This window comes from Salmonella sp. NW38 (assembly GCF_051807745.1).
Taxonomy (GTDB): Bacteria; Pseudomonadota; Gammaproteobacteria; order Enterobacterales; family Enterobacteriaceae; genus Salmonella; species Salmonella enterica.
The window spans coordinates 181,807-194,715 of the sequence record NZ_JAMMTO010000002.1 but is presented as its reverse complement, the minus strand read 5'-3'; the positions used below and the strand labels follow the sequence as shown (position 1 = coordinate 194,715).

13 protein-coding genes are annotated in these 12,909 nt (G+C 50.7%); 9 read left to right on the top strand and 4 right to left on the bottom strand.

Features of this window, described 5'->3' with window-relative positions; all coding sequences use genetic code 11:
• The first annotated feature begins 233 nt into the window (after positions 1-233).
• The 3 genes from NA624_RS04730 (at position 234) to NA624_RS04720 (ending at position 2,816) form a co-directional block, all read left to right on the top strand.
• On the top strand, positions 234-1,298 hold the full coding sequence (locus tag NA624_RS04730) for a GGDEF domain-containing protein (protein WP_000211204.1): 1,065 nt from the start codon (positions 234-236) through the stop codon (positions 1,296-1,298).
• Positions 1,299-1,418: 120 nt separating this feature from the next.
• Positions 1,419-2,207, top strand: a complete 789-nt coding sequence (gene fhuF / locus NA624_RS04725; protein WP_000331537.1) for a siderophore-iron reductase FhuF — start codon at positions 1,419-1,421, stop codon at positions 2,205-2,207.
• Positions 2,208-2,357: 150 nt separating this feature from the next.
• Positions 2,358-2,816: a YbaK/EbsC family protein gene (locus NA624_RS04720; protein ID WP_000058271.1), complete on the top strand. Its 459-nt coding sequence runs from the start codon at positions 2,358-2,360 to the stop codon at positions 2,814-2,816.
• 50 nt (positions 2,817-2,866) lie between these two features.
• Here NA624_RS04720 and bglJ read toward each other — a convergent pair whose 3' ends face one another.
• Both bglJ and NA624_RS04710 read right to left on the bottom strand, forming a co-directional pair.
• Positions 2,867-3,541 carry a DNA-binding transcriptional activator BglJ gene (gene bglJ, locus NA624_RS04715; RefSeq protein ID WP_000431546.1) on the bottom strand — a complete coding sequence of 225 codons (675 nt, stop codon included), beginning with the start codon at positions 3,539-3,541 and terminating at the stop codon, positions 2,867-2,869.
• The gene (locus tag NA624_RS04710) at positions 3,502-4,227 is read right to left on the bottom strand and encodes a response regulator transcription factor (RefSeq protein WP_000936659.1); all 726 of its coding nucleotides are present in this window, start codon (positions 4,225-4,227) and stop codon (positions 3,502-3,504) included. Before NA624_RS04710 ends, bglJ begins: the two co-directional genes overlap by 40 nt.
• Before the next feature lie 711 nt (positions 4,228-4,938).
• Here NA624_RS04710 and NA624_RS04705 point away from each other — a divergent pair.
• From NA624_RS04705 to opgB, 6 genes are all read left to right on the top strand, one after another.
• Entirely contained in the window at positions 4,939-5,715 is a 777-nt protein-coding gene (locus NA624_RS04705) for a threonine/serine ThrE exporter family protein (RefSeq protein WP_001665630.1), read from the top strand.
• Complete coding sequence (locus NA624_RS04700) at positions 5,706-6,179, top strand: threonine/serine exporter (RefSeq protein WP_000511329.1); 474 nt, start codon at positions 5,706-5,708, stop codon at positions 6,177-6,179. The genes NA624_RS04705 and NA624_RS04700 overlap by 10 nt, the downstream gene beginning before the upstream one ends.
• A 92-nt stretch (positions 6,180-6,271) precedes the next feature.
• The gene (dnaT, locus tag NA624_RS04695) at positions 6,272-6,811 is read left to right on the top strand and encodes a primosomal protein DnaT (protein WP_000098578.1); all 540 of its coding nucleotides are present in this window, start codon (positions 6,272-6,274) and stop codon (positions 6,809-6,811) included.
• Between the two features lie 2 nt (positions 6,812-6,813).
• Positions 6,814-7,551: a DNA replication protein DnaC gene (dnaC, locus tag NA624_RS04690; protein ID WP_000799924.1), complete on the top strand. Its 738-nt coding sequence runs from the start codon at positions 6,814-6,816 to the stop codon at positions 7,549-7,551.
• A 57-nt stretch (positions 7,552-7,608) separates the two neighbouring features.
• A complete protein-coding gene (locus NA624_RS04685; protein ID WP_001090316.1) occupies positions 7,609-8,100 on the top strand; it encodes a DUF2501 domain-containing protein in 492 nt (163 codons plus the stop codon).
• Positions 8,101-8,382: 282 nt separating this feature from the next.
• Positions 8,383-10,674, top strand: a complete 2,292-nt coding sequence (gene opgB, locus NA624_RS04680) for a phosphatidylglycerol--membrane-oligosaccharide glycerophosphotransferase (protein ID WP_001292720.1) — start codon at positions 8,383-8,385, stop codon at positions 10,672-10,674.
• Between the two features lie 133 nt (positions 10,675-10,807).
• Here the strand turns inward: opgB and NA624_RS04675 are convergent, their stop codons facing one another.
• A complete protein-coding gene (locus tag NA624_RS04675; RefSeq protein ID WP_000900319.1) occupies positions 10,808-11,818 on the bottom strand; it encodes an SIS domain-containing protein in 1,011 nt (336 codons plus the stop codon).
• Between the two features lie 17 nt (positions 11,819-11,835).
• Positions 11,836-12,897: an SIS domain-containing protein gene (locus NA624_RS04670; protein WP_000075418.1), complete on the bottom strand. Its 1,062-nt coding sequence runs from the start codon at positions 12,895-12,897 to the stop codon at positions 11,836-11,838.
• Between the last annotated feature and the right edge of the window lie 12 nt (positions 12,898-12,909).

Sequence of the window (12,909 nt, the reverse complement as noted above, 5' to 3'; positions counted from 1 at the left end):
TGATAATGATAACCAATATCATATGATATATTTTCTCATTTGTCAGCCAGGGAGGAAGCTAAAGAGATGAGTTTTACTTAACGGTTGATGACACGTATTCAGTAAGGTGATAAATTGTCCGACTGTTAACGTAAAAACAACAACACCTCGCTTTAGGCGACCTTTTCTCATACGTTATTTTCATGTTGGCGCCCGATTCCGTGTATATCACCGATAAATAACGACAATTACCCATGACAACACCATCCTGGCGGTCGCTTCGTATTAAGAAGTATCAGTTTTCTTTACGTCTTTTCTTGTTTCTCAACGCCGTGTCGGCGCTATTTACTCTCGTTTTCCCCCTTTATCAAATCAATGTATTTTGCACGCCAATGATTGGGATAATGGTCCTGAGCGTATTACTGTTGATATGGCATGGGAAATATGGACAAAAAAGAATTAATCTCCCCTTTATCTCCCTACTCTTTGGGGGAATATGGGCGGCGCATATTGCGCTAAAGTATCCGGCATTAGGCCATTATGATTTCTCTTTTTTACTGATTTCCCTGCTTAGCGTTCTGTTTATCGGCTCGATAGCCTTTGCCGCGAATATCGTCGCGTTTACGCTCTATTCGCTACCGCCAGTCGCGGTCTGCCTGTGGCTGAATGGTAATGAACAAGGTTTGCGAATTCTCTATTTGCTGGCCCTGCCAATGGTGGGAATCGCTATTCAACATGTTATCCAGAAACGCTACGATAACTTTGCCCAGCAGCTCATGTTTAAGCTGCTGGCCGAGCGGGAAACCCTCAATGGCCTGAGTATGCTTGATCCATTAACCGGCTTATATAACCGCCGTGGCCTGCAAAATCGGCTGGATACGTTACAGGCGCCGGGCAGCCATGAACACTACGTCCTGCTATTGGATATCGATCATTTCAAAGCGTACAACGATCACTACGGTCATATGATGGGCGATCAGGCGTTAATCCGCGTCTCAGCGGCAATTCGGGACGCCGTGCGATCGCGCGATGTCGTCTGCCGTTTTGGCGGGGAAGAATTTCTGGTGTTGCTGACCACCGCCGAACCACAGCAAGCCCGCGCTACCGCAGAACGTATCCGACAGGAAGTATACGATCTTAAAATCCCGCATATGTTTAACGAAAGCGTCGCCACCAATGTCACTGTCAGTATCGGCATTGCGCCCCTGACGGATCGCAATATCGGAGACGCTATCGAAAAAGCGGATAAAGCGCTCTACGAAGCCAAGCATCTTGGACGTAACCACATTCTGGTCAGCGACGACATGCGCGCCCTATGAATCCTGCTGGCGTAATCGTGCTACGCCAACAGCGTTAACCATAAACCGCTTGCCATCGTTTATCGCTATCGATAGGATTAGCAATCATTATCATTTAGATTAACATCATTAAACTGCGCTATGGCCTACCGTTCCGCACCGATTGCTGACGATATTATCTGGCGAGCTGCTCCCCAGCCGGAAGACGCCTCGCTGGCGGACGCAGTACGCGAGACGATCGCCTCTACCCGTGAGTACCTGTTGGACTTCATTCGGCTGGATGAAACGCCGCCGCCAACGGCGATGACTCTTGCCCAGTGGACGCGCCCCGCGACGTTTCGTTCATTGCTGGCCGCCTATTCCGATCACATCTATCGCCACACGCCAGGCCTGCCACGTGAAAATAAGCCGTTACTCTCCCTGTGGGCGCAATGGTATATCGGGCTGATGACGCCGCCGCTGATGCTGGCATTACTGACGCAAGCGCGCGCTATCAATGTCTCGGCAGAACATATTCACGTTGAATTTCATGAAACCGGGCGCGCCGCATGTTTCTGGCTTGATGTGCATCAGGATAACCTGACAACGGGGCGTTCCCCGGAAGAACGAATGGAAACGCTGGTAGTCTCCGCACTACAGCCGGTCATTCAGGCGCTGGAGGCGACTGGCGACATCAACGCGAAACTTATCTGGAGCAATACCGGTTATTTAATCAACTGGTATCTGACTGAGATGAAACCGCTGCTTGGCGAAGCCCTGCTGGCAACGCTACGCCAGCGCTGTTTTTTTGAAAAGCAGCTATCCGACGGTCAGGATAACCCGCTGTGGCGGACCGTCGTAATGCGCGACGGTCTTCTGGTACGCAGAACCTGCTGCCAACGTTACCGCTTACCTGACGTACAGCAGTGCGGCGACTGCACGCTAAAGTAAACTGCGTTACGTTGCCTTCAGTTATCGTCACGGCTTACTGCTGCTGGCCTGTCACATTATTATATTTACAGCGGCGCTCTCCGTATGCCAAATTACGTTTTGCCATTTTTGGGTCTACCGTGGCTATTGGTAAGGTCTCAGGAGAGAAGAATGAGTCTGCAATCTGTACGGCAATTTCTGGCCGATCATGCTCCCGATATTGAAATTATCGAATTAAATCAAAGTACAGCGACTGTCGAACTGGCAGCCAAAGCGCACAACGTAGAGCCTGGGCAGATAGCTAAAACGCTCTCGCTTAAAGTAAAAGACACTATTATCCTGGTGGTCGCTAAAGGCGATGCCCGCCTGGATAATAAGAAGCTTAAAAGCACTTTCGGCGCAAAAGCCCGTATGTTGAGCAGCGATGAAGTGGTCAATGCAACCGGACATCCTGTCGGCGGCGTATGTCCCTTTGGGCTGGAGCACCCGCTGCCCGTTTATTGCGACATCTCTCTGAAGGGGTATAACGAAGTATTGCCTGCCGCAGGCGCCACGCACAGCGCGGTACGCATCACGCCGGAAAGAATGGCTGAACTGACATCGGCGACCTGGGTTGACGTGTGCCAATAACGTGCCTGACACCCGGACTCCCCGAACAAGCACGGCGCATCCGGCACGGGCTATACCCGATGCTGGAGCGCGGTAGCATCTCCGGCGCGCAGATATAACAGAATATCCGCTGCATCGAGTAACCCGGCATCAGAACTCACGCCCAGCTTGGACATCACATTAAACTTATGCGCCCGGATAGTCTTAATGTTACGTTCTAACTGGACGGCAATTTGCGGCATTGAGTAGCCGTTCGACATAAAACGCAGAATCTCCCGCTCGGTTGGACTAAGCATACAATTCTGGTGAAGCTCCCAAAGATTATCTGTACGCTCCGTTGTCCGCCGGGCGCTATTAAGCGATGTAAATAAGGCATCCTGTAAAACATCCAACGGCGACGCTTTGCTGATGACCCCATCCAGCGGCAGCGGGGATAGCGCGCTGATTAAGCGGGCTTCAGCATCATCATCTGCAATCACCAGACGCCGCATATGGGGATAATTTATCGCCAGTTCCGTCAGGCTGGATAATCCTGTCCGGCGTTCAGTTCTTAACGCAGAAAGAGAAAAAATAACGGCAGAAAACGGCGTCTTTAGCGCAGCCTTATAAAACGCGGATGGTTTTGAAAAAATATGAAGCGTATGTCGGCAATCCGGCATTGCATCAAATAGCCCTTTAATACCAATGGTGCTCATCACGCATTTTTCTACGAGCGCAACATTTCTCTTGCTGATTCTGTTTTCCATTCCATGGTTTCTCCATATACCGAAGGTAGGTTCAATTCTCTGGCTCCCTGAGAACTGTTTATCCATGCATACATCTCTGCATTACTGTGTATTGATAAGCGTCGCATGGCGCTATTTTTTTGGGCGCTAATTGTTTTATTACTTTTTTTAAGTAATGCCGCAATTTGGTTAATGCCCCACCCTTTTCCTAAAAGGCGTAATACTTTTCGTTCAGACAGCGTAAGGACAATCGGCCTGTCGTGGGACTGCTGAATTTCAGACGGTACCTGAGGCGATAATAACGTTTTGCTTATTCTTTCTGAACGAGCGTTTCCCGCATGGATAACGCTAATAAGATTCTCGATTGGCTCTTCGTCTGAAAGCAAGGTGCTGACGGGGCCCATCAGGAGATCAACCGCATGTGGATAGCTGGATTTAGGAACCAGAAATACCCAATGTATGTCGCGATATTGCGAGAGTAAGCTATAAAAATATTCGCAGATAGCACGGGGAGAGGCATTGTTAACTGCTAAATCAGCAATAACTAAATTACTTCGACGTAGTTGTAGCAGCGTTAGCTCTTCTATCGTACGGCAATACGCCAGTTTATAATCGGGGAAATTACCTGTTATAGCCCCTTTAAGGCCTTCCTGTATAAGGGGGGTTTTACTGATAATAAGTCCATTTTTGCAGCATCCTGGCAGCATAATTCCTCCGCACCCACGCCGCCCCTTTTCATTGTCCCATTAATAAAAATACTATTAACAATGAGCGCAAAGAAATATAAGCCGAGTGGATTAATTATCCTTGTTTTATTTTTAAAAATATAACATTGATTGCGCTACAATCCACATAGCACAAAAACATGAAATCACTATCGCATAGTTACTCATAAAACCAGAAGCAAGACAATTAAATTAACTAAATTTGCACATTAGTAATTCTAACGAAACTCATCATATTAATAAATTTAAAATATGAGTTCGTCCTTCATTCATATTGCTGAATCCTGAAATAAAAGCCCAACAATACTGACTGTCACCCATAAAATCCATGTAATATCTGCAAATTACACTAAGTCACGCCTATTTTTACACCTGCTGCTCACGCCATTGTTGTAAAACGATTAATGCATGTCGTTGATAAAATTCACCACATCATTGATTCAAAAATGAACGGCCAGGCTGGCATAATGTCTCTATTCTGGAAACGGACATACGAGAACCGTCGCCCATAAGGATATCCTGCCTGTGACGAAGCGCACGTCTCAGGAAACTTATGCGTTGCGCCTGGCGGTTGACGTTTTTATCAACAAGAAATTGATCTTAACCAACGCCATCATGCCTGCGCTTCGTGTTAAAAAGGAAGCCTCTGTCATAGTGGCGGCGCATAAAATGTCTTTTCGGACAGGACGAGTCATGCAAGAAGAGCAATCAATTCAACGAGCAGTAACACGGTTATGTATTCAATGCGGGCTGTTTTTATTGCAGCACGGGGCGGAAAGCGCACTGGTTGATGAGCTTTCCACCCGCCTCGGTTTGGCGCTCGGTATGGATAGCGTCGAAAGCGCGATCTCCTCTAACGCCATTGTACTGACGACCATTAAAGACGGACAATGTCTGACATCGACACGTAAAAACCAGGATCGCGGCATTAATATGCACGTCGTCACGGAGGTTCAGCATATCGTTATCCTCGCGGAACATCGTCTGCTGGATTGCAAAGGCGTGGAAAAACGTTTTAGCCAGCTCCGCCCGCTGCGTTATCCGCGCTGGCTGGTGGCGTTTATGGTCGGTCTTTCCTGCTCCTGCTTTTGTAAGTTGAATAATGGCGGCTGGGATGGCGCGGTTATCACCTTTTTCGCCAGTATGATAGCCATGTATATTCGCCAGATGCTGGCGCAGCGGCATTTACATCCGCAGATCAATTTTTGCATTACCGCCTTTGTCGCTACCACGATTTCCGGGCTGATGCTCACCCTCCCCGCCTTTAGCCAAACGCCCACTATCGCCATGGCGGCGAGCGTACTGCTACTGGTGCCGGGCTTTCCGCTGATTAATTCCGTCGCAGATATGTTTAAAGGACATATTAATACCGGGCTGGCGCGCTGGGCTATCGCCAGCCTGTTGACACTGGCCACCTGTGTGGGCGTAGTGATGTCAATGACAGTATGGGGGCTACGAGGATGGGTATAATCGACTTTTTACTGGCGCTAATGCAGGACATGATCTTGTCTGCGATCCCCGCCGTCGGGTTTGCGATGGTCTTTAATGTTCCCCACCGGGCACTTCCGTGGTGCGCGCTACTGGGGGCGCTGGGTCATGGCTCGCGTATGCTGATGATGAGCGCTGGCTTTAATATCGAATGGTCGACGTTTATGGCTTCGCTGCTGGTCGGCAGTATTGGTATTCAGTGGTCACGCTGGTATCTCGCTCACCCTAAAGTGTTTACCGTCGCGGCCGTGATCCCGATGTTTCCGGGGATTTCCGCCTATACCGCGATGATTTCCGCAGTAAAAATTAGCCATCTGGGCTATAGCGAACCAATGATGATTACGCTGCTAACCAATTTTCTGAAAGCCTCTTCCATTGTTGGCGCGCTCTCAATTGGCCTCTCTGTACCGGGATTATGGCTGTACCGCAAACGCCCCCGCGTGTGATCGGTGGAACGCCTCCTGCTGTTCTTACGGGTCTGTGTGGTACTATAAAAACAGTCGCCCTTCTCGGTTGTTGTTCCATATTGAGAAACATTATGTCTTCCAGAATTTTAACGTCGGACGTCATCGGTATTGACGTCCTTTTACACGATCATCATGCTGTGCTGGCGAAGTCAACGGGCGGCGCAGTGGCGGTATTCGCTAATAATGCGCCTGCCTTTTATGCCGTGACGCCTGCACGCATGGCTGAACTGCTGGCGCTTGAAGAAAAGTTATCACGTCCGGGAAGCGATGTGGCGTTAGACGCGCAATTTTACGAAGAACCCGAAGCCGCCCCCGTTGCGATTCCCTGCGGAAAATTCGCCATGTATCCCGCCTGGCAACCGGATGCGGATTTTCAGCGTCAGGCTGCCCTTTGGGGCGTGGCGCTTCGGGAGCCGGTTACCGCAGAAGAGCTGGCGGCGTTTATCGCCTACTGGCAGGCGGAAGGTAAGGTTTTTCACCATATCCAGTGGCAGCAAAAGCTGGCGCGCAGCGTGCAAATCAGCCGTTCCAGCAATGGCGGAATGCCGCAGCGCGACATCAATAGCGTCAGCGAACCTGACAATCATATTCCACCAGGTTTTAGGGGGTAACGATGAAAAATGTTGGCGACCTGATGCAGCGTCTACAAAAAATGATGCCTGCGCATATTACGCCGGCGTTTAAAACGGGCGAAGAACTGCTGGCGTGGCAGAAAGAGCAAGGCGAGATCCGGGCGGCGGCGCTGGCGCGGGAAAACCGGGCAATGAAAATGCAGCGCACCTTTAACCGTTCCGGCATTCGACCGCTGCATCAGAACTGCTCGTTTGATAACTATCGGGTTGAGTGCGACGGACAAATGAACGCGTTAAGTAAAGCCCGACAGTACGTTGATGAATTTGACGGCAATATCGCCAGCTTTGTCTTTTCCGGCAAGCCGGGAACCGGTAAAAATCATCTCGCCGCGGCTATTTGTAATGAGCTGCTGCTGCGCGGAAAGTCGGTACTGATTATCACCGTAGCGGATATTATGTCAGCGATGAAAGACACGTTCAGCAATCGGGAAACCAGCGAAGAGCAGTTGCTTAACGATCTGAGTAACGTTGATCTGCTGGTGATCGACGAGATCGGCGTGCAGACCGAATCCCGTTATGAAAAAGTGATCATCAATCAAATTGTCGATCGTCGTTCCTCGTCAAAACGTCCCACCGGCATGTTGACGAACAGCAATATGGAAGAGATGACGAAAATGCTTGGCGAACGCGTCATGGACCGTATGCGTCTCGGCAACAGTTTATGGGTTAATTTTACCTGGGACAGTTACCGCAGCCGGGTGACGGGTAAAGAGTATTAAATTGCAACGTGCGCCAGGGCGATACAACGCCTGGCTGGCATAACACAGGTGATTACCATGAATACAGCGAAACATGTTCTGTGCTGCGCGGCGGTCGCCTGCGTACTGATTTCCACCAGCGGTATCGCCGCCTCCTGGCAGGATTCGCTTTCCAGCGCCGCCAGTCAGTTAAGCGCTCAGGGCGCGAACGCACAGCAGGGCGGGATGTCGCTTTCGGCGCTAACCGGTCTGCTCAGCAACGGCGCCCAGTCGCTCAGCGCTGATAATATGAATAATGCCGCCGGAATTTTGCAGTACTGCGCCAAACAGAAGCTGGCGTCCGCTACCAACGTGGAAAACGTTAAAAATCAGATTCTGAACAAGTTGGGGTTGGATACTACACAGCAGGAGCAGGACACTAACTACCTGAACGGCCTGCAAGGGTTGCTCAAGACGAAGGACGGCCAGCAGTTGAACCTCAATAATATCGGCAGTACGCCGCTGGCGGAAAAGGTGAAAACCAAAGCTTGCGATCTGGTGTTGCAGCAAGGGCTGAATTTCCTTTCCTGACTGCGTTTTTCTGACCGTGCGCCACGCTGGGACGTCCTGATAAAAGCCGTGTTTTGGCCCTTTACCCGCCAGCACGGCATTAACCCGACTTTTCCTTTCGTCTTTTCCTGTTATTAACCGCTATGTCAGGAAGTGATGACGATCAAAAAAACAACTTTCTAAACTCATTCTAAATAATAGCGCCGTGTAAAGTCATTAGAATTGCAGCAATGTGACATCGCTATTACATTGTTAGAAATTTTTTCCTGCCAGCGATAAGCCTGGTTTATTGAGGATCGTCAGTTGTCCGAGTTGCTCTCTGTCGCTCTGTTTCTCGCCTCTGTGCTGATATATGCCTGGAAGGCGGGCCGTAACACCTGGTGGTTTGCCGCCACTCTCACGGTGCTGGGACTTTTTGTCATTCTGAATATTACCCTGTATGCCAGCGACTATTTTACCGGCGACGGGATCAACGACGCAGTGCTTTATACGCTCACGAATAGTCTGACGGGAGCGGGAGTCGGCAAATATATTCTGCCGGGAATCGGCATTGCCCTGGCGTTAGTGGCGGTATTCGGCGCGCTGGGATGGGTACTACGCCGCCGCCGTCACCATCCTCATCATGTCGGTTACAGCCTGCTGGCGTTACTGCTGGCGTTGGGTTCGGTCGACGCCAGCCCGGCGTTTCGCCAGATTACCGAACTGGTAAAATCACAAATGCGCGATGGCGATCCGGATTTTGCCGTTTATTATAAAGAACCAGCAAAAACCATTCCTAATCCGAAGCTCAATCTGGTCTATATCTACGGCGAGAGCCTGGAACGGACCTATTTTGATAATGACGCGTTCCCCAATCTCACGCCAGAGTTGGGCGCGCTGAAAAATGAGGGGCTGGATTTCAGCCATACCATGCAACTGCCGGGAACGGATTACACCATCGCCGGGATGGTGGCTTCCCAGTGTGGTATTCCGCTGTTTGCGCCGTTTGAGGGCAATGCCTCAGCGTCGGTGTCCAGCTTCTTTCCGCAGAATATCTGCCTCGGCGATATTCTGAAAAACTCCGGCTACCAGAACTATTTCGTGCAGGGCGCTAACCTGCGTTTTGCCGGGAAAGACGTATTCCTGAAATCACACGGATTTGATCATCTGTATGGCGCTGAAGAGCTAAAAACGGTGGTGGCGGACCCGTCTTATCGTAACGACTGGGGCTTCTACGACGATACGGTGCTTGATGAGGCATGGAAGAAATTTGAAGCGCTTTCCCGCTCAGGCCAGCGGTTTTCGCTGTTTACGCTGACCGTAGATACTCACCACCCGGACGGGTTTATCTCACGCACCTGCAACCGTAAACGCTACGATTACGACGGCAAACCCAACCAGTCCTTTAGCGCCGTAAGTTGCAGCCAGGAAAACATCGCCGAGTTTATCAACAAAATCAAAGCGTCACCGTGGTTTAAAGATACCGTTATCGTCGTCTCTTCCGACCATCTGGCGATGAATAATACGGCCTGGAAGTACCTGAATAAGCAAGATCGCAACAATCTGTTTTTCATTCTGCGCGGCGATAAACCGCAGCAGGAGACGCTGGCGGTCAAACGCAACACAATGGACAACGGCGCAACGGTGCTGGATATTCTCGGCGGCGATAATTTTATCGGTCTGGGACGTAGCAGCCTTTCCGGGCAGTCGCTGTCGGAAGTGTTCCTGAATGTAAAAGAGAAAGTGCTGGCGATGAAGCCGGATATTATTCGCCTGTGGAATTTTCCAAAAGAGATAAAAGCGTTCACTATCGATCGGGACAAAAACATGATCGCGTTTTCCGGGAGCCACTTCCGCCTGCCGTTACTACTGCGCGTATCGGATAAGCGCGTCGAGCCGTTACCGGAAAGTGAATACTCCGCTCCGCTACGGTTCCAGTTGGCCGACTTCGCCCCGCGCGATAATTTCGTTTGGATCGATCGCTGCTACAAAATGGCGCAGCTATGGGCGCCGGCGCTGGCGCTCTCCACCGACTGGTGCGTCTCGCAGGGGCAGCTTGGCGGGCAGCAAACCGTACAGCATGTCGATAAAGCGCAGTGGCAGGGTAAGACGGCGTTTAAAGACACGATGATCGATATGGAACGCTACAAAGGCAACGTCGATACCTTAAAGATTGTCGATAACGATATTCGTTATAAAGCCGATAGCTTTATCTTTAATGTCGCGGGCGCGCCGGAGGAGGTGAAGCAGTTTAGCGGCATTTCCCGGCCGGAGTCCTGGGGCCGCTGGTCAAATGCGCAGTTGGGCGATGAGGTGAAGATTGAATATAAAAAACCGCTGCCGAAGAAATTCGATCTGATTATTACCGCCAAAGCCTTCGGCGATAACGCAGAGCGCCCGATCCCGGTACGCGTCGGCAACGAAGAACAGACGCTGGTGCTGGGTCACGATGTGTCCACTATCACGCTGCATTTCAACAACCCGACGGACGCGAATACCTTAGTCATTGCGCCGCCCGCTCCCGTCTCCACCAACGAAGGTAATATTTTGGGCCATTCGCCGCGCAAATTGGGGATTGGCATGGTGGAGATCAAAGTGGTGAATGTTGAGGGTTAAAAGAGAATGTCATATATGCCGGGTGGCGGCTGCGCCTTACCCGGCCTACACATCATCTTTATCAATAAACTGGCGCACAGGCCTGATAAGCGAAGCGCCATCAGGCACTGTATATGCTACACGCCCCTTTCTGTTAATAATCGAACTGACGGTAGTAACGACGAATATCCAGACTGTGGCCGGTATATTTCTCAAAGTGCGCCGCCAGTCGGTCAACTAACAATGTCGAAACAACACACGGCGCCATGATCCAGCGGAACTCATCATCAATACCGTCCAGCGCATACGCTTTCGGATCAATCACCACCAGGTTATCGGTAATCTGACTGGCGAAGCGCTCAACGCGTTCATCCAGCGCGCGGCATTTCCCTTCCCCTTTCACCAGAATGAGCGGCACCTCTTTTTCCAGCAGCTCCAGAGCGCCGTGGAAAAATTCCGCAGAGCTGACGGGGCGCGTGCGCTTCCACTGCATCTCTTCCAGGATACACATGGAGAACAGATAGACCTCGCCCCACATCTCCGCGCCGCCGACCCACATCATATAATCGCTGTTATGATAACGGCTGGCGATAGCATCAGCCTGCGGATCAAATTTTTGTTTCGCTTTCAGCAGATTCGCCGGCAGAATTTCCAGTTGGCTGGCGAAGCGATCGTAACTGGCGAATTCGTTATTGCGCGACAGCACGCGGAAAAACAGCCAGTACAGCAGCATATATTCATATTCCACGCCATTTTTGTGACGCATCGGAATATGCCATGTCGCCGCCTGCGCCAGCGGAGAGTCCGCATTTTTGGTAATGGCGACTACGCGTATTCCCTGCACTTTACACCACTCGGCGATCGCCACCGATTCTTTGGTATCACCGGATTTAGACAGCGTAACAACCACAGAGTCTTTATTCAGCCGCTTATTTCCTTTATGAATTAATTCTGCCGCCTGCTCAACATAAACCGGCAACGTTGTTAATTCTTTGGCAAATTCATTAATTGCCATCATTGGCGCCAGTGAACCGCCAACAGAGGCGAAAAATAAAGAACTGAACCTGTCCTGATAAATCTCGTCAGCAACCTGTTCTGCCTTCTGGCGCGCAGCGATGATCTCACGAGCACTCGTCAGGTACTCGTCCTGATTAAAACCCAACATATTTTTCTCCTGATTGTTCAGATTTTACTTTTTAAAACGCGATCGAAATCGTCAAAAATGCGTACCGAAAGGTCGATGCCTTTCAGTGAGGCGATATGAAACGCCATGAGTTGTACCGGCACAATCAACAGCAATGGCGAGAAATGGTGATCAACCGCTACATCCAGCGCAAGCGTCTGGTCATCCTGCGCCGCCTTCGCCAGCGTGAGAGTAAAGGTTTTGGCGACCGCAGGCGTCATATACTCCCGTAGCACCCTGGAGCGCGCGTCGGGCCGGTCCTCAAAGAAGAACATCACATGTTCCGCATTGGCTTCCAGATACGGGCCGTGCATATAGGCTTCCAGCTCAAACCCGCTTGAGGGAACACGCACCGTCTCGGTAAATTTAGTTTCCAACTCTTTTGCCACCCCAACCAGCGCGCCGTAGCCTATCGCCACAAAACGCGTCCCGTTTCGTAAAACGGACTGGTGCTGGTGAATAAACGCTTCCGTACGCACGATAACCAACGGCAGGGTTGCCGCGATGCGTTGAAGCTGCGCCACATACTCCTCGACCTGCGATTCCGTCAGTCGCTGCTGCTGACGGGCAATTAACAACGCGATAAGCAACAGATTCAGTACCGTCGCGCTAAATCCACGGGTAACAAAGCCGACGGACTCAATCCCGGTCAGAATATCCAGTGGATAATCGCTGGCCTTGCCAAAAGGGCTTTGCGGATCGGCGGTCAGAGCGAATACCGGACGTCCCTGCGCCTGAACTTTACGCATCGCCTCCAGGGTAGAAGCGCTTTTCCCGCTCTGGGAAATAGCAATAACCATATCGGCTTGCGGATCGCTATTCTCATACTGGCTAAAGGTGTACGGCTCTTTAATATCGATAGAGATACCGCAGCGCTCAAAGAAATAACGGGCGCAAAAGGCGGCATTCAATGACGATCCGGTGGCTAATATCAGGATTCGTCGTAACGTTTTTTGGCTGGCGAACCGCGATACTTCTTCCAGCGACTGGCGATGGCGGAGAATAATATTCGCCAGGACGTCAGACTCTTCGTTAATATAGGTCAGCATGGTTGGTGACATTGTGTATCCCTC